Source organism: Bradyrhizobium tunisiense (assembly GCF_042263385.1).
Taxonomy (GTDB): domain Bacteria; phylum Pseudomonadota; class Alphaproteobacteria; order Rhizobiales; family Xanthobacteraceae; genus Bradyrhizobium; species Bradyrhizobium tunisiense.
Genome location: NZ_JBHLEV010000012.1, coordinates 175,849 through 194,960, shown reverse-complemented (window position 1 = coordinate 194,960; position 19,112 = coordinate 175,849). Strand labels below are relative to the sequence as shown.

Here is a 19,112-nt window from a genome sequence, read left to right as displayed (position 1 = left end):
GCAGGTGGGTTGACAGAGGCCGACACAGGCGACGGTATTGGAGCGGTAGCCCGGATGAGAGCCTTACTCCCTCGCTACTCCCTCGCCCGCGCCGGCATTCCATCCGCCATCGTCGTCACCCCCTTGCGCTCCACGATCAGCCCATAGGTCTGGGGCTGGCGGTGGACGTCGAAATTGAAGGTGGTGCGCTTGTAGGAATTGCAGAGATCGAGATCGCAGCGCGCCAGCGCGACTTCGTCGCCCTTGGTCGCGCATCGCGCGATGATCTCGCCCGAGGGCGCGATGATGCAGCTGCCGCCGATGTGGTCCACACCCTCCTCGAGACCGGCCTTGGCGACGCCGACCACGAAGGTGCCGTTCTGGTAGGCGCCGGCCTGCATCACCAGGTGGTTGTGAAACAGCGAGAGATCGTCATGCTCCGGCGCGGGCGGATTGTGCACCGGCGTGTTGTAGCCGATCATCACCATCTCGACGCCCTGCAGACCCATCACCCGATAGGTCTCGCTCCAGCGGCGATCGTTGCAGATCGCCATCCCCATCACGCCGCCGAACGCGCTGGCGACGTCGAAGCCGCTGCCGGGCTCGAAATAGCGCTTTTCCAGATGCTGAAACTTGCGCCACGGCTCGTGCTCGGCATGGCCGGGCAGATGGACCTTGCGATACTTCAAGGCGATCGTGCCGCTTCTGTCGACGAGGATGGACGTGTTGTAGCGCCTGACAATTCCGGCCTCGACCGTCAGCTCGGCATAGCCGAGACAGAAGCCGATCCCGAGCTCGCGTGCCAGATCGAACAGGCCTCGCGTCTCCGGGCCCGGCATCTCGCGCTCGAAGAAGCCGTCGATCTCGGCCTGATCCTCAAAGTACCAGCGCGGAAAAAACGTCGTCAGCGCGAGCTCGGGATAGACGATCAGGTCGCAGCTGCAGGCCTTCGCCTCGCGCATCAAGGCCATCAGCCGGGCCACCACTTCGACCCTGGTCTCGGTCCTCGCGATCGGGCCAAGCTGGCCGGCTGCGACAGTTACAAATCTCGGCACGGGTCGTTCCCTCATGTCCCGGAGCGCGTTCGGGCCTGAGCCTATCGAGCGCCGCACCGCGCGCACAGGCCGGCTCGCCCATCGTCAGGATAGGACACAATCAAATTCCGTGCCTGCGGGTATCATCGTGCGGCTGGCCGCGGGTCGCTCGCGGAATCCGGAACTTCGTTGCGAATTTGCAACGGTTCCCCACCGTCTGAAGCCGGACAAAACAAACTCCCATTCCGGCCACGAACCGCTCTCACAAGGCCGTGAGACGATCAGGGGAACGACGATGCGTGCACAACGCGTTTGGAAAGTGAATGGGAACGCCAGCACCGGGCAGCTCCAATCGAAACTAGACGATCTGAACAAGCGTCTGGCTCAGCTCGAAAGCCAACATCCGGATAGCTGGACGCTCGAAGAGCTGAGAACGAGCGCGCTCAGCCTGTCGCGCGAGATCGACGACATCCGCTGCGCCGAGGCGACGGCGGCGTTGAGCGAGCTGCTGCGGAAGTAAGTCCGGCGGCGGTTCGCCGGCGTGCCAGGGAACCAAGCTCCACGCCCGCCATTTCCTTGAGGGCATGGAGCGCGATCATGGCCAAGCACCTGACGCGAGCCGACCTCGCGCGCGGCGTGGCCGGCGCGGTCTCCACGCTGGTGCTGCGCGCAGCGGCGCTGTGAGGGATTTCGCATGACGTCCGACCCCGAGGAGCAGGTGCGCCTGCAAGGTTTTGGCGAGATGACGTTGCGCACGGCGATCGCGACGCTGATGCAGCTCGCGCCGCGCGAACGCGCCGAAGCCGCCATCTTCCGCGTCCGCGACGACGTGCGCCTCGCGCAAAGCGAGATCGCCGAGCTCGCATCACACTGGGGCATCGAGCCGACGCCGAACGTGCGCTCGCCAAGATTGGTCCCGGAGCAGCACTGGCCGGACGTCGTGCGCGACATGGTGCGCGAGGCGCCGCTGCCGTCGTTGATGGTGGCGTTTCTGGTGGGGATGCTGGTGGCGCGAAGGTAGCCGCGCCACAGCCGCTCGCAACAGAGTTACTTCTGTTCGCTTGCCCGCATCTGCTCGGCGAAAGGACGCAGGGTCTCGGACATCTCGTCGAGACGTTTCTGCCACTCCGCGCCAGGCATGAAGGCGATCACCGGCTCATCCCCGGGCGACCCCGTCAGGTATTCCGGACTACGCAGGCCCTCCGCGATCCCGGCTTCCAGCTTCTTGACGATCTCGTCTGGAACGCCCTTGGGGACAGCAAAACCGCGCTCGGCCGTCGTCATGACCGGTAAGCCCATCTCTTCTGCCGTCGGAACGTCGGGCAGGGCTGCAAAGCGCTTCTTCGACAGGATCGCGATGACGCGAAGTGGTCCCTTGTTGGTACCATGCAGCTCGGGAATCTCGCTGAGCGTGACCATCCCGACGTCCAGATGCCCACCCAACAGATCGGTGCGCTGCGCCGCCGTTCCTCTGTAGGAGATTTCGTTGGGCTCGACCTTCGCGACGGCCGCGAGCATGCGAATGGCCAGATGACCGTTCGTTCCGGCACCATTGTGACCGAAGCTCACCGACCCGGGCTTGCTGCGAAGCGCAGCAATGACAGCCGGCAGATCGCCGAATCTGCTGCTCGCCGGCACCACGATCACATTCGGATCTTCGACGACCCGTGCGACCAGCCGAATCTCGTCCGTAGTGTATTGGGTCTTGCGGGTCATGGGCAGGAAGTTGTAGCCGGGCACATTGACGACACCGATCGCATAGCCGTCGGGCGCCCCGCGCGCGATCGAGGTAAACGCGATCTCTCCGCCGGCGCCGGGCTTGTTCAGGACGACAAATTTCGCCTTGCCGCCAAGCGCGCGCTCGACAAAGGGCAGGAGCTTACGCGCCATGACATCGGTGCCGCCGCCGGGCGCAAAGCCGACCACGACTTCGATGGGCTTGTCGTCCGGCCACGCCCCCCACGCTGATCCGCAGGCGGCGAAGCCAAAAGCTGCGACGAGCGCCAGCATTTTCTTGTTCATGATTTCCAGCCTTTTCTTATTGGCCGATCGCGCTCTCGAACGCGCAATCGAATGTGCACTCATCTAGCCGTCGGCCTGACCGAAGAGCAACCGGTTATCCCGAGCACAGGTATGCGGTGGGACGCGGCGCTTCGTGAGGTCATTGCGGTCGCATCAAAGGGACGGCGCTTCGACTCCATGAGGGCGGCGCGGTGTCCTCTGATCCACCTCGCAACGCTTCCCCTCGGGATCGCCCCATGGCAAGCCATGCCGCCGGAACAAGCGCCCCTGCCCGGCCAAATCGGCCGTGGACCCGCCCCGAAAATCGTTGCAGAAAGGCGTTCCGAGGCGCCGGCGGCCGGTCGGCCAAGCCTCTGGAAAACGTCGACTTTTGGAAGAATGGTCGGAGTGGCAGGATTCGAACCTGCGACCCCTGCGTCCCGAACGCAGTGCTCTACCGGGCTGAGCCACACTCCGACAAGAGGCCGGCTTATAGCGTCGGGTTTGGCGCACCGCAAGCGGCCGAGATGAGGAATTTTGTCCCTGTGAAAACGGGCCTTGAAACACTGATTTTGCCAGCTGGCGCGGCCGGCGCGGAGGCTGCCGCCAGGGCCCTGGCCGCCGGCGGGCTGGTCGCGTTTCCGACCGAGACGGTCTACGGGCTCGGGGCGGACGCCGCCAATGCCACGGCGATCGCCCATCTCTACGCCGCCAAGGGGCGGCCGGCGTTCAATCCGCTGATTGCGCATGTCGCTGACCTCAAAGCCGCGCGGCGGATCGGACGGTTCGACGCGCGCGCATTGAATCTCGCCGAGGCGTTCTGGCCGGGGCCGCTGACGCTGGTGGTGCCGAAGAGCGACGGCTGTCCCGTGGCGGATCTCGCTACGGCCGGCCTCGACACCGTCGCGATCCGTATTCCCGCCCACCCCGTCGCGCAGGCCATTCTGCGCGCCTTCGGCGGGGCCGTGGTGGCGCCGTCCGCGAACATCTCCGGCCACGTCTCGCCGACGCTGGCCGCCCATGTCGAGAGCGACTTATCGGGACGGATCGACCTCATCATTGACGGCGGGCCGGTCGAGGTCGGCGTTGAATCGACCATTGTCGGCTGCTTCGAGGCGCCGATGCTGCTGCGGCCCGGCGGGCTCTCACGCGAACGGATCGAGGCGGTGCTCGGCGCGCCCCTGGCGCGGCCGCCGATGGAAGCTGGAAGCGACGACAGCCAGCCGCTGGCGCCGGGCATGCTGGCCTCGCATTACGCGCCGCGCGCTCCTGTGCGGCTCGATGCGCGTGAGGTGGCGCCGGGCGAGGCGCTGCTGGCATTCGGTCCCGCGCGGCTGCCCGGCATTGACGCCGCCAGCGCCGTCATGAATTTGTCGCCCACCGCTGATCTCGATGAAGCCGCCGCCAATCTGTTCGGCTATCTTCGGAGCCTCGACGCGAAGGGCCCGCGGGCGATCGCGGTGATGACGGTGCCCGAAGAGGGACTTGGCGAAGCGATCAACGACCGGCTGCGCCGGGCCGCGGTGGCGCGATAAGAAGCTTGAGAAGAGACACGAGAATGAACGTCAATCCATCCGCCCCCCCGCCGCTTGCGCCCGAGTTGATCGAACAATTCCGCAAGATCGTCGGCGAACGCCATGCCATCACCGATGCGAATGACATCGCGCCCTACCTCGCCGAGGAGCGCAATCTCTTCCACGGCCGCTCACCGCTGGTGCTGCGCCCGGGCTCGACGGCGGAGGTCTCGGAGATCTGCAAGCTCGCTTCCGCGCACAACATCGCGCTGGTGCCGCAGGGCGGCAACACCGGGCTCGTCGGCGGCCAGACGCCGCACAATGGCGAGGTCGTCGTGTCGCTGCGGCGCCTCGACAAGATCCGCGAGATCGACACTGCCTCCAACACCATGACGGTCGAAGCGGGCGTGGTGCTGCAGATCGCGCAGCAAAAAGCGTCCGAGGTGGACCGGCTGTTTCCGCTCTCGCTGGGCGCGGAGGGAAGCTGTACCATCGGCGGAAATCTCTCCACCAATGCCGGCGGCACCGCCGCGCTCGCCTATGGCGTCGCGCGCGAGATGGCGCTGGGGCTTGAAGTGGTGCTGGCCGACGGACGCGTGCTGAACACGCTGTCGAAACTGAAGAAGGACAACACCGGCTACAATCTGCACAACCTCTTCATCGGCGCGGAGGGCACGCTCGGCATCATCACGGCGGCGACCCTAAAACTGTTTCCGAAGCCGCGGGCGGTCGAGACCGCCTTCGTCGGGCTGACATCGCCGGCGGCGGCGCTGAAGCTGCTCACGATCGCGCAGGGCGAAGCCGCCAATGCGCTGACGAGCTTCGAGCTGCTGTCGGAGATGGCGGTGGACTTCTCGGTGCGGCACGGCATCGACGTGCGCGATCCGCTTGAGGCGAAGCATCCCTGGTACGTGCTGATGGAACTGTCCTCCCCCGGCGAGGATGCCCGCACGCCGCTGGAGACGATCCTGACCCGCGCCATGGAGGAGGAGATCGTGGACGACGCCGTGATCGCGGCGAGCCTCGCCCAGCGCGCCGGCTTCTGGAAGCTGCGCGACGAGATGTCTTCGGCGCAGAAGCCGGAGGGAGGCTCGATCAAGCACGACATCTCCGTGCCGGTCGCGGCCGTGCCCGAATTCATCGCGGAGGCTGATGCGGCCGTGGTGAAGCTGATCCCCGGCGCGCGGCCGGTGCCGTTCGGCCATCTCGGCGACGGCAATCTGCACTACAATGTCAGCCAGCCGGTCGGTGCCGACACGGCCGATTACCTGGCGCGCTGGCACGAGATGAACGCGGTGGTGTTCGCGATCGTGCTGCGCATGGGCGGCTCGATCTCGGCCGAGCACGGCATCGGCGTGCTCAAGCGCGACGAGCTGCCCGACGTCAAGGACAAGACCGCGATCGAGCTGATGCGCGCGATCAAAGCGATGCTGGATCCGCTCGGCATCATGAATCCGGGGAAGGTGCTGTGAGCGCGCTCGCGATCGAGCCGATCAAGGATGCCGATGTCGAGATGGTCGTCGCACTCTGGCAGCGCTGCGGCCTGACGCGGCCCTGGAACAATCCGCATGCCGATATCGCGCTGGCACGGCGGCGCGACAATTCCACCGTGCTGATCGGCCGCGAGGGCGGCGCGATCGTCGCCACGATCATGGTCGGCCATGACGGCCACCGCGGCTGGGTCTATTACGTCGCGGTCGATCCAGACTGCCAGAAGCGCGGCTATGGCCGTGTCATCATGGCCGCGGCCGAGGACTGGCTGCGCGCGGCCGGAATTTCGAAGCTGCAGCTGCTGGTCCGCCGCGAGAATGAAGCGGCCAATGCATTCTACGGCTCGCTGGGCTTCGAGCTCTCGACCTCCGTGATGTTCCAGAAGTGGCTCGACGACCGCGCGACCACGCCGAATAATTGAGATCCCGCCATGACCATTTCCGACCGCGTCCGCATCAAGGACGTCCGCGTGCTCTCCGACGGCTGGACCACGCTGAAGACCACGACGTTCGAGTACCGGCGCGCCAATGGCGAGTGGCAGACGCAGCACCGCGAGACCTACGAGCGCGACAATGCCGCCGCGGTGCTGCCGTACAACCGCGCGCGGCGGACCGTGATCCTGGTGAAGCAATTCCGCCTGCCGGCCTTCATCCGCGGCCATGACGACCTGCTGATCGAGGCCGCCGCAGGCGTGCTCGACAATGCCGAGCCCGAGGCGCGCATCCGCGCCGAGGCCGAGGAGGAGACCGGCTATCGCCTGCACCACGTCCACAAGGTGTTCGAGGCCTTCATGAGCCCGGGCGCCATCACCGAGAAGCTGCATTTCTTCGTCGCCGAGTACGAGCCCGAGATGCGGGTGAGCGACGGCGGCGGCCTGGAGCACGAGGGCGAGGACATCGAGGTGCTGGAGCTTTCGATCGACGAGGCCCTGGCGATGATCGCCGACGGCCGCATCATCGACGCCAAGGCGATCATGCTGCTGCAATATGTGGCGCTGCATGTGTTCAGGTAGGTGAATCTATCCGTGCGCAAGGTGCAACTCCTTCTCCCCTTGCGGGAGAAGGTGGCGCGAAGCGCCGGATGAGGGGTCCGTCTCCGCGAATTCGAACGCTCGGACTTGTGGAGACAACCCCTCACCCGTCTCGCCGCTTCGCGGCGAGCCACCCTCTCCCGCAAGGGGAGAGGGGAAGCCCGCGCGGCGGGCCATCGTGCGTTGCAATTCAGCCCTGCGCCGCCGCGCCCCCCGTTGAGCGACGCGAAAACTATCTCTAGTCTGGCCCCAACCAAGAACCAGGAGACGCGCCCATGACCGCGCCGCGCGACGACGAATTCGGCTTTGCGCCCGACTATGATGCCCCCGTCCCCTACATGCAGCGCACGCGGGATTATTACGCGGCGATCGGCTACACCACGCCGTATCGCTGGGCGCACTACACCTCGGCGCCGTTCCAGCCGCTGACGAAGCCGCTGGCAAAGTCGCGCGTGACCATCATCACGACCGCTGCGCCGTACGATCCAGCCAAGGGCGACCAGGGGCCAGGGGCGGCGTATAACGGCAGTGCGAAATTCTACGAGGTCTACGACGGCGACACCTCCAGGGAGCACGACCTTCGCATCTCGCATATCGGCTACGACCGCAAGCACACCTCGGCGACCGACAACGGCACCTGGTTTCCGCTGCCGCAGCTCCTGAAGGCGTCCGCCGCCGGGCGCATCGGCGAGGTCGCCCCGCGCTTCTTCGGCGCGCCGACCAACCGCAGCCACCGCGTCACGCTCGACACCGACGCGCCGGAGATTCTGGCGCGCTGTCTCGCCGACAAGGTCGATGTCGCGGTGCTGGTGCCGAACTGCCCAGTCTGCCACCAGACCACGGCGCTGGTGGCGCGGCATCTCGAAGCGAACGGCATTCCGACCGTGATCATGGGCTGCGCCAAGGACATCATCGAGCACGCCGCCGTCCCGCGCTTCCTGTTCAGCGACTTCCCGCTCGGCAATTCCGCCGGCAAGCCGCATGATGTCGCCTCGCAGGCGCAGACGCTCGAGCTGGCGCTCAAGCTGCTGGAGACCGCGAGCGGTGCGCAGACCACGATGCAGTCGCCGCTGCGCTGGAGCGAGGACGCCTCCTGGAAGCTCGACTACAACAACGTCGCGCAGCTCTCAGCCGAAGAGCTGGCGCGCCGCCGTGCCGAATTCGACAAGCAGAAGGAAATCGCGCGGGGCAACCGCGCCGCCTGACGTCCTCCGATAACGACAACAAAATGGGGAGAGCGACGTGACGCGACCGTTCGAGGGCGTGAAGATACTGGACTTCACCCAGGTGCTGGCCGGCCCCTATGCCAGCTACCAGCTTGCGCTGCTGGGAGCGGACGTCATCAAGATCGAGCGGCGTGAGGGCGAGGACATGCGCCGCACGCCGCTGTCACGCGAATGGGCCGAGCGCGGGCTGGCCCCCGCGTTCCAGGCCGTCAACGGCAACAAGCGCAGCCTCACGCTCGATCTGCAGAAGCCCGAGGCGATCGCGATCGTGAAGAAGCTTGCAGAGACCGTCGACGTCGTCATGGAGAATTTCCGCCCCGGCGTGATGGACAAGCTCGGCATCGGCTACGAGGCGCTGTCGGCGATCAATCCTAAACTGATCTATTGCGCGGTCTCGGGTTTTGGCCAGACCGGGCCGGACCGCTTGCGGCCCGGCTATGACGGCAAGATGCAGGCGCTCTCCGGCATCATGGCGATCACGGGCCATCCGGAGACCGGACCGACGCGGGCGGGCTTTGCGGTCTGCGACGTGCTGTCGGGCGCGACCGCCGCATTCGGCGTGTCGAGCGCGCTCTACCAACGCGACCGCACCGGCAAGGGCCAGCTCATCGACGTCTCCATGCTGGAGGCGACGCTGGCCTATCTGTCCGGGCAGATCGCGGACTGGTCGGTCGCCGGCCATCGCCAGCAGCTCTCGGGCAACCAGGCGGTCAGCCGCAGGACCACGGCGAACTTGTTCAAGTGCGGCGACGGCCATATCCTGCTCGCCGTCAACAACGAGAAGCAGTACCGCGCGCTGATGAGCGCGCTCGGCCGCGAGGACACGCTCGCTGATCCGCGCTTTGCCGACTGGTTTTCGCGCAACGAGAACGAGCCGGCGCTCCGCGCCATCATCGAGGAGGCGCTGGCGGCACGGCCGGCGCGCGAATGGGAGACTTTACTGGAAGGCGCCGGCGCGCCCTGCGCCAGCATCTGGAAGGTCGAGGAAGTCATCGACCATCCGCAAATCAAGGCGCGCGCCGCGATCCAGGAGCTGGACACGCCCTACGGCCGCCTGCACTTTGCCGGCAGCGGCTTCAAGCTTGCCCATGGCGGCGGCAGGCTGGACCGGATGGCGCCGGAGCTGGGCGCTGATACGGAGGCGGTGCTCGGCGAGCTGGGATTCGATGCGGCTGAGATTGCAGGGTTGAGGGCAAGGGAGATCGTGTGACGATAGCGCCACATACTCTCCTCGTCGTCCCGGGGCGCGCGTAGCGCGAACCCGGGACCCATAACCACAGGGTCGCGTTTGACGAAGACTCGTGGTGACCGGCTCGCGCCACAACTGCTCCCTGTGGCTATGGGTCCCGGATCTGCGCGCGCTTGGGGCGCGCTTGTCCGGGACGACGGCGGAGTGGGTGGCGACACTGCAGCTAGAACAACGACCCCTGCTCGTCATCCGATGAGCTGGCCACAACCTTCCGCACCGCCCTCTTCGGCTTGGCCGCCTCTGCTTCCGCCGCCATCTCCTCCGCGCTGATCGGCAAGAGCAGCCGCTCGTCGTCATTGGCGACGCGGTTGACGCGGGTGGAGACCGGGTGCCAGGCAAATTCGCCGAGGCGCGGGGTGGCCAGCAGCGGCAGGATCGCGTCGACCTCGTCGCCGCGAATATCGAGCCAGCGCTCGAAATCGCGCTCGCTGATGGTGACGGGCACGCGGTCATGCAGCGCGGCGAGATCCTCGCCTGCGGCGGCCGTGACGATCGCGACCGTGTCGAGTTCCTCGCCGTTCGGTCCGGCCCAGGTCTCGAACACAGCGGCGAAACCGAGCGGCGCACCGTCGGCGCGGTGGATGAAGAAGGGCTGCTTGCGGCCGTCCTCCACCTTCCATTCGTAATAGCCGTCGGCCGGGATCAGTCCGCGCCGCCGGCGTATCGCTCTCTTGAAGGCGGGCTTCTCGAGGATCGTTTCCGAACGGGCGTTGATCAGGAGCGTGAATCCGCGAGGATCCTTGACCCAGCCCGGCAAGAGGCCCCAGCGCATCAGGCGGAAATGCCGCGCGCCGTTCTCGACCAACACGACCGGAATCGGTTGTGTCGGCGCCACGTTGTACCGAGGCGGGAAATTCGGCTGCTCGACATAGCCGAACAGTTGCCGCAAGGCCGCGGGGGCCGAAGTTATGACGAAGCGTCCACACATCCCAGGGCGTCTATATAGGGTCCGTTCAGGTCCTTTTAACCCCGAACGTTAACACTGCGGCTGATGAGCTCAATGGCCTCCCAACCCGCGCGGACGCACGTACAGACGGGCCCCGAGGCTTCCGCCTGGGCCGAGCGGCTGCGCGTGGCCAACATCAACCCGCGGACCGGGCTTGCCACCGACTATCTCAACCATTTCAATGAAGCCGTGATGCTGCTGGAAATGGTCCCCGACATGCCCGAATGCGCGGAAGACTTTTTGACCTGGTCGCCGCTGTCCTACGCCGAGCATTTCACGGCCTCCAACTTCAAGGCGCGCGACCTCGCCATCGAGGCCTATGAGAAGGCCGATCCCAACGTGCGCGCCCAATTCGACCACCTCACCGACACCATGACCTCGATCCTGACTGCGGTCGGCTCGGCGATGCGCGACGTCGAAAAGGACACGACGCGCATTCGCCTCGCCGAGCAGGCCGCGCTCTGGGTCAAGCCGCTGATCGCGGCCTGCGGCGGCATCATCCATGGCGGGGCCGAAGCTGACGTCGATACCATCATGGCGAACTGAGCCCGGTCCTTTCAGAACAGGTCCTTCGAGAAGATGGTTTCCGCCGTCCAGCCAACCCATCCCCAGATCGCGGTCAGTGCCGCCATCTTCCGCGACGGCAAGGTGCTGCTGACCCGCCGCGCCCGCTCGCCCGCCAAGGGCTTCTATTCGCTCCCGGGCGGCCGGGTCGAATTCGGCGAATCGCTGCACCAGGCCCTGAGCCGCGAGGTCGACGAGGAAACCGGGCTCGACATTGCGATCGTCGGCCTCGCCGGGTGGCGCGAGGTGCTGCCGGCGGCGCCCGGCGCCGGCCATTTTCTGATCATGTCGTTTGCCGCCCGCTGGGTGGCCCGTGAGCCGGTTCTGAACGACGAGCTCGACGACTACCGCTGGATCGCGCCCGACGCCCTGGCCAGCCTCGGAGACCTCAAGCTGACCGGGGGGTTGGAAGAGGTCATCCAGTCCGCCGCGCGCCTGATCGGCCCCTGACCGCCCGCCTTGCGTCCACGGGCCCAAGGGGGCATACAGCCGGCCGATGTCCACGCGATTTCTCGCCATTTTTGCCCTGGTTCTCGCCTGCGCCTGCGTGCCTGCCCGGGCCCAGGACGTGGCGGCGCCGTTTGACGGCGATCTGCAGAGGCTGGCGGAGATCCTTGGCGGGCTGCACTATCTGCGCGGCATCTGCGGGGCCAACGAGGGCAACAAATGGCGCAACGAGATGCAGGCGCTGATCGATGCCGAAACCCCCTCCGGCGAGCGCCGCACCCGCATGATCGCGGGCTTCAACCGCGGCTATAACGGCTTTCAGCAGACCTACCGGAGCTGCACGCCGGCGGCGACGGTGGCGATCCGCCGCTATATCGAGGAAGGCTCGAAGATCTCGCGGGATCTGACGGCGCGTTACGCGAACTGAACTCTCCCTCCCGTCATTCCAGGGCGCGCAAAGTGCGAGCCCGGAATCCATTCATCCACCGGCTCCGCAGCGTGATGGATTCCGGGTTCGCGCCTGTCGGCGCGACTCGGAATGACAAGCAGTGGGAACTCTGTCATCGAGTTTGTTCACAGCCGTTAACCGTTCTTAAAGATGTAGCCTAGCGGTCATTAACGCCCGTGCTAAACCTCTCGCACAGCGCATCGCCGTGGATCGCGCCCCAGCCCTGATCGAGTTTCATGAGCCAGCCGATTTCCTACGCCCCCGCCCGCGCGCCGCTGCCCGATCACGAGCAAAAGCAGGCCGCACTGAGCTATCTCAACGAGGCCTGGGCCGAAGCGCGCCATGACGGCGTCGACGGCGACTGCCTGGCGCAGGCAAGCTTGTTCGCGGCCTTTGCCGAGCTCGTCGGCACCTACGGCGAGGACGCGGTCGCCAAGTTCGTCGAGGGCTTTCCCGGCCGCATCCGCAACGGCGAATTCTCGGTCGACATCTGCAGGCAGTAGGAACTGCCGAAAATGACCCCGCCACACGGGCGGGGCCAGTTGACGGACGAATGACTCAGCGAAAAGCGTCGCGAAGTCTGCCGTGTTTATCGCACGGAAGCGGTTGCGCGCAGACAAGCATTAGTCTCGCGATGCCCGGGAGATGTTCCCGATGCCACCGGGAACGCGCGCCTCAATCGGTCTCGATCGGCAGGGCCGCATCCCTCGCCCACTCGCCCATCGAGCCGTCATACAGCGTCAGCTTGTCGTAGCCGAGCTGGGCCAACAGCAGCAGATCGATCGTCGCCGAAATGCCGCCGCCGCAATAGAGGATCACATTCTTGTCGCGCGTGACGCCTTGCGCGGTGAATTTCGCTTCGGCATCAGCAAGGCTTGTCAGGGTCTTGTCGGCGTTGGTGAGCGTCGCGGCTGCCACGTTGACGCTGCCGGGAACGCGGCCCGGCCGGCCGTAACGGCTCGGCTCGAGGCCACGGTGAAATTGCGGCCCGAGCGCGTTGACGATGACAGTCTTGGGATCGCCGATCCGCGATTTCACCGTATTCTTGTCGACGAAGAACCCCGCGCGCGGCGTGGCTTTGAAGGTCGTGGCCTCATATCCCCCCGGTGCGCCTGTTGCGACCGGCCGCCCCTCGTCCTTCCATTTGTCGAAACCGCCGTCGAGCACCTGCGCATCGACGCCGAGCGAACGCAGCATCCACCAGAACCGGGTCGACCACATCATCGTGCCGATGCTGTAGAGCACGACGGTCTTGCCCGCGTCGAGGCCGTGGCGGCCGAAGGCGGCCTCGAGTTGGGTGACGCCGGGCATCATGAAGAACTGTTGCGACGAGGTGTCGGAGAACTCGCCCTGCAGGTCGAGGAAATCGGCGCCGGGAATGTGGCCGGCTTCGAACGTCTTGTCCCCGGGCACCGCGCGATACGGCACGTCGCTGCCGGGCGGAACAGGCTCGTTATACGTCGTGCAGTCGTAGAGGCGCAGGTTGGGATCGCCAAGGATGGCGGCGAGCTGTTCGGTGGTGATGAGGGCGTTTCGCTGGGACATCATGCGGCCTCCCAATTTGCGGTTTCGCTTCGCGGCACACTGTCATTGCCCGCGAAAGCGGGCAATCCAGGATTCCAGAGGCTGCAGTCGCATCAATCAACTCTCGTCGCGGCGTACTGGATGCCCCGGTCAAGCCGGGGCATGACAGCGGAGGCAGAGGCTTGACCTGCTTCTACTGCTTCAGCGTCTCCAGAAACCGCACCGGCTCACCCTGCGAAGGCGTCACCAGCTCGCCTTGCCACATCACGCGGCGGCCGCGGACGAAGGTGCCGACGGGCCAGCCCGTGACGCGCACCCCGTCATAGGGAGTCCAGCCGGCCTTGGACGCCACCCATTTGTTGGTGATGGTCTCGCTGCGCTTGAGGTCGACGACCGTGAAGTCGGCGTCGTAGCCGGCGGCGATGCGGCCCTTGCAGGCCATGTTGTAGAGGCGCGCGGGGCCGGCGCTGGTGAGATCGACGAAGCGGGCGAGCGAGAGCCGGCCCGCGTTGACGTGATCGAGCATCAACGGCACCAGCGTCTGCACGCCGGTCATGCCGGAGGGCGAGGCCGGATAGGTCTTCTGCTTCTCCTCCAGCGTATGCGGAGCATGGTCGGAGCCGAGCACGTCGATGATGCCTTGCTCGATACCGCGCCAGATCCCGGCGCGATGATCTGCCCCGCGCACAGGCGGGTTCATCTGCGCCAGCGTGCCCAGCCGCTCGTAGCATTCGGGCGCGACCAGCGTGAGATGATGCGGCGTCGCCTCGCACGATGCGACGTCCTTGTGGTCGCGCAGGAATTCGATCTCTTCCTTGGTCGAGATGTGCAGCACATGGATGCGCTTGCCGGTCTCGTGCGCAAGCTTGACGAGGCGCTGGGTCGCCATCAGCGCCGCAGTCTCGTCGCGCCACACCGGATGCGAGCGCGGATCGCCCTCGATGCGCAGCGATTTGCGGTCGTTGAGGCGGTACTCGTCCTCGGCGTGGAAGGCGGCGCGGCGGCGGATCACCTGGAAGATGCGGCGCAGGCTTTCGTCGTCCTCCACCAGCAGCGCGCCGGTCGAGGAGCCGATGAACACCTTGACGCCGGCGCAGCCCGGCGCGCGCTCGAGCACCGGCAGGTCCTGCACGTTCTCGCGGGTGCCGCCGATGAAGAAGGCGAAATCGCAATGCATGCGGTGATGGGCGCGCTTGATCTTGTCGGAGAAGGTCGCCTCGGTCACGGTGAGCGGCGAGGTGTTCGGCATCTCGAACACGGCGGTGACGCCGCCCATCACGGCGCTGCGCGAGCCGGTCTCGAGATCTTCCTTCTGCTCCAGTCCGGGCTCGCGGAAATGCACCTGCGTGTCCATGACACCGGGCAGGATGTGCAGGCCCTTGCAGTCGATCACTTCCGCGGCTGAGGCCTGCGACAGCGGGCCCAGCTCGGCGATGCGACCGTCCGTGATGCCGATATCGCGAACACCCTCGCCGTCCTGGTTGACGACGGTGCCGTTCTTGAGGATCACATCGAAGCGCTGGGTCATGGCTGAGGGCCTCTCTCGTCCCCAAGCGCAGGGCTCGAGGTCTTGTCGTTTATGCCTCGCGGGCTTACGTTCCGGAGCAACATGTCGCAAGAGATTTTCGCATGAAATCAGCGTTTCTTCCCGACCGGGGCGTGGTCAAGGTCGCGGGCGAGGATGCGCGCAACTTCCTCAACGGCCTGGTCACGACCGACGTCGACAGGCTGAAACCCGGGCTGGGCCGATTCGGCGCGTTGCTGACGCCGCAGGGCAAGATCATCGTGGATTTCCTGATCACGGAAGTGCCCGCGGGTCATGGCGGCGGGTTCCTGATCGACTGCCCGAAAGCGCTGGCGGATAGCCTCGCCACCAAGCTGAAATTCTACAAGCTGCGCGCCAAGGTCACGGTGGAAAACCTCTCCGGCGGTCTCGGCGTGCTTGCCGCATGGGACGGCCAGCCCGCGGCCCAGCCCGACCTCGCCTTCGCCGACCCCCGCCATGAAGGCCTCGGTGTTCGCATCCTGATCCCCGAAGATATCAAACAGAAGCTGTCCGACCTCATCGGGGCCGAAATGGTCGATGCGACTGAATACGAGGCGCACCGCATCGCGCTCGGCGTGCCGCGCGGCGGGCTCGATTTCATGTACAGCGACGCGTTTCCGCACGAGACCAACATGGACCGCCTTGCCGGCGTCGATTTCGACAAAGGTTGCTATGTCGGCCAGGAGGTCGTCTCGCGCATGCAGCATCGCGGCACCGCACGCACCCGCAGTGTGAAGGTGCTGCTCGACGGCCCCTCGCCGGAGGCCGGCGCGACCATTCTTGCCGGCGACAAGCCGGTCGGCACCATCGGCTCGACCTCCGGCGGCAAGGGCATAGCTCTGGTGCGCATCGACCGTGTCGCGGACGCGCTCGATGCCGGCCAGCCGCTTACTGCCGGAGGGCTGGCTTTGACGCTCGCTGAACCGGACGTCGTTCGCATTCCAGCCAAGCAGCCCATCGCATGAGCCGCGCCCCCCGCCTGCATCCCGACGGAAAGACCCGCTGCCCCTGGCCTGGTGAAGATCCGCTCTATGTCGCCTATCACGACACCGAATGGGGCGTGCCGGAGTATGACGACCGCGCGCTGTACGAAAAGCTGATCCTCGACGGCTTTCAGGCCGGTCTCTCCTGGATCACGATCTTGCGCAAGCGCGACAACTTCCGCAAAGCCTTCGACGATTTCCAGCCCGAGAAGATCGCGCGCTACAACGACAAGAAAGTTCATGCGCTGATGAACGATGCCGGCATCGTGCGCAACAAGGCCAAGATCGACGGCACGATCCTGAGCGCGAAGTCGTATCTGGACATCATGGAGAAGGGCCCGGGCTTCTCGAAGCTGCTGTGGGACTTCATGGACGGACGACCCAAGGTCAACCAGTTCAAGACCACGGCGAGCGTGCCGGCCTCGACACCATTGTCGGTGCAGATCTCGAAGGAGCTGTCCTCGCGCGGCTTCAAATTCGTCGGCCCGACCATCGTCTATGCCTTCATGCAGGCGACCGGCATGGTCAACGACCACCTCGTCGACTGCCATTGTCACGCGACCTGCGGCAAGACGCAGCGCAAGCCGCGCCTCAAGGCAAAATGACCGCGAAGAAAACGGCGGGCGTTGCGCAGTCCCGCGCCTGGCAGCGCATGCTGTCGGGCCGACGGCTCGACCTGCTCGATCCCTCCCCGCTCGACGTCGAGATCGCCGACATCGCGCACGGGCTGGCGCGCGTTGCACGCTGGAACGGCCAGACCATCGGCGCGCATATCTTGTCGGTCGCGCAGCATACGCTGCTGGTGGAAACCGTGCTGCGGCACGAGATGCCGCGGGTCGATCAGCGCATGCGGCTCGCCGCGCTGCTGCACGATGCCCCCGAATATGTGATCGGCGACATGATCTCGCCGTTCAAGGCCGTGCTCGACGGCCACTACAAAGCGGTCGAGAAGCGCCTGCTCGGCGCCATCCACATCCGCTTCGGCCTGCCACCGGAATTGCCCGAAGAGATCACGCAGGCCATCAAGGCCGCCGATCGCGGTGCAGCCTATCTGGAGGCGACCGCGCTCGCCGGCTTCGAGGAGCCCGAGGCGAGGCGCCTGTTCGGCAAGGATCCCGGCCTCTCCGACAGCGTCCGGCGCGACTACCTGACGCCCTGGACCGCGGCACGGGCCGAGAAGCAGTTTTTGGAGCGGTTCGGGGCGGTGTTCGCGTAGCATTGTCGTGGGAGAGTGATGCCTCACACTCCGCCGTCGTCCCTGCGAAAGCAGGGACCCATACCCACAGGGAGTGGTTGCAGCGCAAAACCGGTCATCACGAGCCTTCGTAAAACTCAACCCTGTGGTTATGGGTCCCGGATCGGCGCGCGCCTGTAGCGCGCTTGTCCGGGACGACGAAGTGGTAGCTTTGCCCACCCTACGGCACCGGCTATAATCGCCGGCAAAAAGGTCCGCCATGATCCACGTCTGTTCCCTCGCCGCGCTTCCCGAAACCGTCCGCCTCACCGGGGCCAGCCACGTGCTGACCGTAATGGCCAATGTCGAGCAGGTGGCGCGGCCGGTGTCCGTGCTGCCGGCCAACCATCTCAAGGTGTCGATGGACGACATCACCCAGGAGATGGATGGTTTCGTCGCACCGTCCGAGACGCATATCGAACAGGTGCTGAACTTCGTGCGCGGCTGGGACCGCAGCGCACCGCTGGTGGTTCATTGCTATGCCGGCATCAGCCGCTCCACCGCGAGCGCGTTCGCGGCGGTCTGCGCGCTCAATCCGAACCGCGACGAGCTCGATATCGCCAGGAAGATCCGCGCGGCATCGCCGATTGCCTCGCCGAACCGGCGCATCGTCGGCCTCGCCGATCGTGCATTGGGACGCAACGGCCGCATGCTGCGCGCGCTCGACGAGATCGGCCCGGGCGCGATGATGGTCGAGGGCCGCCCCTTCGTGATCGAGCTGGAATGAGAGTTAGGCCACATCGCAGAAGGTGCGTCATCGCCGGGCTTGTCCCGGCCATCCACGAGCTTTCACGCGGTACGGAGAACGTGGATGCCCGGGCCTTCGCCTCGCCGAAGCGGCTTCGGCCGCGCAGGCGGGACGAGCCCGGGCACGACGTGTTTGCGGCAACAGCTGCGCGCCACATCGCATGAGCGAGACGCTCCTGACGCCGATCGAGATTGGCCTCACCGCGGCCATCGTCGCGATCGCGGGCCATGAGCCGCTGATCCTGACCGCGCGCGACAGTGACGGGCTTGCCGGCCTGCCGTTCGGCCCGTTCGACGCGGTCGCGCACCGCACTTTCGAGATCGGCCTGCGCGCCTGGGTCGAGGAACAGGCGGGCTTGCGGCTCGGCTATGTCGAGCAGCTCTACACCTTTGGCGATCGCGGCCGCCATGCCGAGGCCGGCGACACCGGGGCGCATATGGTGTCGATCGGTTATCTCGCACTGACGCGCGCGGTGGACGGCGAGCTTGCAGCAAACGCGGCGAGCTTTTCGCCATGGTACCGTTTCCTTCCGTGGGAAGACCGGCGCGAGGAGCCGCCCGCGATCATTGCCCGCGACATCATCCCTGCGCTGACCGAGTGGGCCGCGGAGGAGACGCCGGAGACCACGCGCGCATTGCCGCGAAAGGATCGCGTGCGATTCTACTTTGGCCTCGACGGAGCGGCCTGGGACGAGGAGCGCGTGCTCGATCGCTACGAGCTCCTGTACGAGGCCGGGTTGGTCGAGGAAGCGCGGCGCGACGGCCGGCCTGCGGCATTAGCGCGCAAGACGCTTCCACCGCTCGGGACCTCGATGCGGTTCGACCACCGCCGGATTCTCGCCACGGCGATCGCGCGGCTACGCGCAAAACTGAAGTATCGTCCTGTGGTCTTTGAACTTTTGCCGCCTGAATTCACACTTACCGAACTGCAGCACACGGTGGAGGCGATTTCCGGCCGACACCTGCACAAGCAGAATTTCCGCCGCCTGGTCGAAATGGAAGCCCTGGTCGAACCGACCGGGGTCATGTCGACACAGACCGGCGGACGACCGGCGGCGCTCTACCGCTTCCGCCGCGACGTGCTTCAGGAGCGGCCCGCACCGGGCTTGCGCGTCCGCTCCCGGCGCTAGACAAGGATTTCGCGATCGG

Annotated in this window: 22 protein-coding genes and 1 tRNA gene; 17 read left to right on the top strand and 6 right to left on the bottom strand. The window is 66.0% G+C overall.

From position 1 onward, the window contains the following. Positions 1-74: 74 nt before the first annotated feature. Entirely contained in the window at positions 75-1,034 is a 960-nt protein-coding gene (locus ACFDR6_RS34405; RefSeq protein ID WP_212089478.1) for an N-carbamoyl-D-amino-acid hydrolase, read from the bottom strand. 109 nt (positions 1,035-1,143) lie between these two features. Between ACFDR6_RS34405 and ACFDR6_RS34400 the strand changes: the two genes are divergently transcribed. Together ACFDR6_RS34400 and ACFDR6_RS34395 are read left to right on the top strand one after the other, a co-directional pair. Then, positions 1,144-1,533, top strand: coding sequence for a hypothetical protein (locus ACFDR6_RS34400; RefSeq protein WP_249153406.1), 390 nt, complete (start codon positions 1,144-1,146; stop codon positions 1,531-1,533). 174 nt (positions 1,534-1,707) lie between these two features. Next, a complete protein-coding gene (locus ACFDR6_RS34395) occupies positions 1,708-2,034 on the top strand; it encodes a hypothetical protein (protein ID WP_212089476.1) in 327 nt (108 codons plus the stop codon). Between the two features lie 26 nt (positions 2,035-2,060). On the opposite strand, the gene ACFDR6_RS34390 is transcribed toward ACFDR6_RS34395, so the two are convergent. Both ACFDR6_RS34390 and ACFDR6_RS34385 read right to left on the bottom strand, forming a co-directional pair. After that, on the bottom strand, positions 2,061-3,023 hold the full coding sequence (locus ACFDR6_RS34390; protein WP_375861067.1) for a tripartite tricarboxylate transporter substrate binding protein: 963 nt from the start codon (positions 3,021-3,023) through the stop codon (positions 2,061-2,063). A gap of 391 nt (positions 3,024-3,414) precedes the next feature. Continuing rightward, positions 3,415-3,491, bottom strand: a tRNA-Pro gene (locus ACFDR6_RS34385). A gap of 68 nt (positions 3,492-3,559) precedes the next feature. Here ACFDR6_RS34385 and ACFDR6_RS34380 point away from each other — a divergent pair. The 6 genes from ACFDR6_RS34380 (at position 3,560) to ACFDR6_RS34355 (ending at position 9,485) form a co-directional block, all read left to right on the top strand. Then, on the top strand, positions 3,560-4,549 hold the full coding sequence (locus ACFDR6_RS34380; protein WP_375861066.1) for an L-threonylcarbamoyladenylate synthase: 990 nt from the start codon (positions 3,560-3,562) through the stop codon (positions 4,547-4,549). Between the two features lie 23 nt (positions 4,550-4,572). Next, positions 4,573-6,000: an FAD-binding oxidoreductase gene (locus tag ACFDR6_RS34375; protein WP_375861065.1), complete on the top strand. Its 1,428-nt coding sequence runs from the start codon at positions 4,573-4,575 to the stop codon at positions 5,998-6,000. Then, a complete protein-coding gene (locus ACFDR6_RS34370; RefSeq protein ID WP_375861064.1) occupies positions 5,997-6,440 on the top strand; it encodes a GNAT family acetyltransferase in 444 nt (147 codons plus the stop codon). The genes ACFDR6_RS34375 and ACFDR6_RS34370 overlap by 4 nt, the downstream gene beginning before the upstream one ends. Before the next feature lie 9 nt (positions 6,441-6,449). Further along, positions 6,450-7,031, top strand: coding sequence for an NUDIX hydrolase (locus ACFDR6_RS34365; protein WP_317242848.1), 582 nt, complete (start codon positions 6,450-6,452; stop codon positions 7,029-7,031). 293 nt (positions 7,032-7,324) lie between these two features. Continuing rightward, on the top strand, positions 7,325-8,254 hold the full coding sequence (locus tag ACFDR6_RS34360) for a glycine reductase (protein WP_317242847.1): 930 nt from the start codon (positions 7,325-7,327) through the stop codon (positions 8,252-8,254). A 37-nt stretch (positions 8,255-8,291) separates the two neighbouring features. Continuing rightward, on the top strand, positions 8,292-9,485 hold the full coding sequence (locus ACFDR6_RS34355; protein WP_375861063.1) for a CaiB/BaiF CoA transferase family protein: 1,194 nt from the start codon (positions 8,292-8,294) through the stop codon (positions 9,483-9,485). Between the two features lie 202 nt (positions 9,486-9,687). Here the strand turns inward: ACFDR6_RS34355 and ACFDR6_RS34350 are convergent, their stop codons facing one another. Beyond that, positions 9,688-10,452: an SOS response-associated peptidase gene (locus ACFDR6_RS34350; protein WP_375861062.1), complete on the bottom strand. Its 765-nt coding sequence runs from the start codon at positions 10,450-10,452 to the stop codon at positions 9,688-9,690. A gap of 63 nt (positions 10,453-10,515) precedes the next feature. Here ACFDR6_RS34350 and ACFDR6_RS34345 point away from each other — a divergent pair, with 63 nt between their 5' ends. The 4 genes from ACFDR6_RS34345 to ACFDR6_RS34330 all read left to right on the top strand — a co-directional run bounded on the left by ACFDR6_RS34345 (position 10,516) and on the right by ACFDR6_RS34330 (position 12,432). Further along, positions 10,516-11,016: a hypothetical protein gene (locus ACFDR6_RS34345; RefSeq protein WP_317242844.1), complete on the top strand. Its 501-nt coding sequence runs from the start codon at positions 10,516-10,518 to the stop codon at positions 11,014-11,016. 33 nt (positions 11,017-11,049) lie between these two features. Then, the gene (locus ACFDR6_RS34340) at positions 11,050-11,484 is read left to right on the top strand and encodes an NUDIX hydrolase (protein ID WP_375861061.1); all 435 of its coding nucleotides are present in this window, start codon (positions 11,050-11,052) and stop codon (positions 11,482-11,484) included. A gap of 46 nt (positions 11,485-11,530) precedes the next feature. Further along, positions 11,531-11,908, top strand: coding sequence for a TIGR02301 family protein (locus tag ACFDR6_RS34335; protein WP_212089447.1), 378 nt, complete (start codon positions 11,531-11,533; stop codon positions 11,906-11,908). 257 nt (positions 11,909-12,165) lie between these two features. Beyond that, on the top strand, positions 12,166-12,432 hold the full coding sequence (locus ACFDR6_RS34330; protein WP_028134933.1) for a hypothetical protein: 267 nt from the start codon (positions 12,166-12,168) through the stop codon (positions 12,430-12,432). A gap of 172 nt (positions 12,433-12,604) precedes the next feature. Here ACFDR6_RS34330 and ACFDR6_RS34325 read toward each other — a convergent pair whose 3' ends face one another. Together ACFDR6_RS34325 and ACFDR6_RS34320 are read right to left on the bottom strand one after the other, a co-directional pair. Next, positions 12,605-13,474 (bottom strand): sulfurtransferase, encoded by an 870-nt coding sequence (locus ACFDR6_RS34325; RefSeq protein ID WP_212090339.1) that lies wholly within the window; start codon positions 13,472-13,474, stop codon positions 12,605-12,607. 172 nt (positions 13,475-13,646) lie between these two features. Then, a complete protein-coding gene (locus ACFDR6_RS34320) occupies positions 13,647-14,981 on the bottom strand; it encodes a dihydroorotase (RefSeq protein WP_212089445.1) in 1,335 nt (444 codons plus the stop codon). A gap of 101 nt (positions 14,982-15,082) precedes the next feature. Here ACFDR6_RS34320 and ygfZ point away from each other — a divergent pair, with 101 nt between their 5' ends. The 5 genes from ygfZ to ACFDR6_RS34295 all read left to right on the top strand — a co-directional run bounded on the left by ygfZ (position 15,083) and on the right by ACFDR6_RS34295 (position 19,093). Next, positions 15,083-15,964, top strand: coding sequence for a CAF17-like 4Fe-4S cluster assembly/insertion protein YgfZ (gene ygfZ, locus ACFDR6_RS34315; RefSeq protein ID WP_212089443.1), 882 nt, complete (start codon positions 15,083-15,085; stop codon positions 15,962-15,964). Further along, a complete protein-coding gene (locus tag ACFDR6_RS34310) occupies positions 15,961-16,587 on the top strand; it encodes a DNA-3-methyladenine glycosylase I (protein ID WP_212089441.1) in 627 nt (208 codons plus the stop codon). The genes ygfZ and ACFDR6_RS34310 overlap by 4 nt, the downstream gene beginning before the upstream one ends. Beyond that, entirely contained in the window at positions 16,584-17,198 is a 615-nt protein-coding gene (locus ACFDR6_RS34305) for a YfbR-like 5'-deoxynucleotidase (protein WP_375861060.1), read from the top strand. Before ACFDR6_RS34310 ends, ACFDR6_RS34305 begins: the two co-directional genes overlap by 4 nt. A 238-nt stretch (positions 17,199-17,436) precedes the next feature. Then, positions 17,437-17,943, top strand: a complete 507-nt coding sequence (locus ACFDR6_RS34300) for a tyrosine phosphatase family protein (protein ID WP_212089438.1) — start codon at positions 17,437-17,439, stop codon at positions 17,941-17,943. 181 nt (positions 17,944-18,124) lie between these two features. Next, entirely contained in the window at positions 18,125-19,093 is a 969-nt protein-coding gene (locus tag ACFDR6_RS34295; RefSeq protein WP_212089436.1) for an NUDIX hydrolase, read from the top strand. Positions 19,094-19,112: the final 19 nt, after the last annotated feature.

Excerpts from the sequence above, each read along its gene's own strand:
- ygfZ (WP_212089443.1), top strand. The coding sequence starts at position 15,083 with ATGAAATCAGCGTTTCTTCCCGACCGGGGCGTGGTCAAGGTCGCGGGC.
- ACFDR6_RS34330 (WP_028134933.1), top strand. The coding sequence starts at position 12,166 with ATGAGCCAGCCGATTTCCTACGCCCCCGCCCGCGCGCCGCTGCCCGAT.
- ACFDR6_RS34300 (WP_212089438.1), top strand. The coding sequence starts at position 17,437 with ATGATCCACGTCTGTTCCCTCGCCGCGCTTCCCGAAACCGTCCGCCTC.
- ACFDR6_RS34295 (WP_212089436.1), top strand. The coding sequence starts at position 18,125 with ATGAGCGAGACGCTCCTGACGCCGATCGAGATTGGCCTCACCGCGGCC.
- ACFDR6_RS34320 (WP_212089445.1), bottom strand. The coding sequence starts at position 14,981 with ATGACCCAGCGCTTCGATGTGATCCTCAAGAACGGCACCGTCGTCAAC.
- ACFDR6_RS34325 (WP_212090339.1), bottom strand. The coding sequence starts at position 13,474 with ATGTCCCAGCGAAACGCCCTCATCACCACCGAACAGCTCGCCGCCATC.
- ACFDR6_RS34310 (WP_212089441.1), top strand. The coding sequence starts at position 15,961 with ATGAGCCGCGCCCCCCGCCTGCATCCCGACGGAAAGACCCGCTGCCCC.
- ACFDR6_RS34375 (WP_375861065.1), top strand. The coding sequence starts at position 4,573 with ATGAACGTCAATCCATCCGCCCCCCCGCCGCTTGCGCCCGAGTTGATC.
- ACFDR6_RS34340 (WP_375861061.1), top strand. The coding sequence starts at position 11,050 with ATGGTTTCCGCCGTCCAGCCAACCCATCCCCAGATCGCGGTCAGTGCC.
- ACFDR6_RS34335 (WP_212089447.1), top strand. The coding sequence starts at position 11,531 with ATGTCCACGCGATTTCTCGCCATTTTTGCCCTGGTTCTCGCCTGCGCC.
- ACFDR6_RS34360 (WP_317242847.1), top strand. The coding sequence starts at position 7,325 with ATGACCGCGCCGCGCGACGACGAATTCGGCTTTGCGCCCGACTATGAT.
- ACFDR6_RS34390 (WP_375861067.1), bottom strand. The coding sequence starts at position 3,023 with ATGCTGGCGCTCGTCGCAGCTTTTGGCTTCGCCGCCTGCGGATCAGCG.
- ACFDR6_RS34365 (WP_317242848.1), top strand. The coding sequence starts at position 6,450 with ATGACCATTTCCGACCGCGTCCGCATCAAGGACGTCCGCGTGCTCTCC.
- ACFDR6_RS34305 (WP_375861060.1), top strand. The coding sequence starts at position 16,584 with ATGACCGCGAAGAAAACGGCGGGCGTTGCGCAGTCCCGCGCCTGGCAG.
- ACFDR6_RS34395 (WP_212089476.1), top strand. The coding sequence starts at position 1,708 with ATGACGTCCGACCCCGAGGAGCAGGTGCGCCTGCAAGGTTTTGGCGAG.
- ACFDR6_RS34350 (WP_375861062.1), bottom strand. The coding sequence starts at position 10,452 with ATGTGTGGACGCTTCGTCATAACTTCGGCCCCCGCGGCCTTGCGGCAA.
- ACFDR6_RS34345 (WP_317242844.1), top strand. The coding sequence starts at position 10,516 with ATGAGCTCAATGGCCTCCCAACCCGCGCGGACGCACGTACAGACGGGC.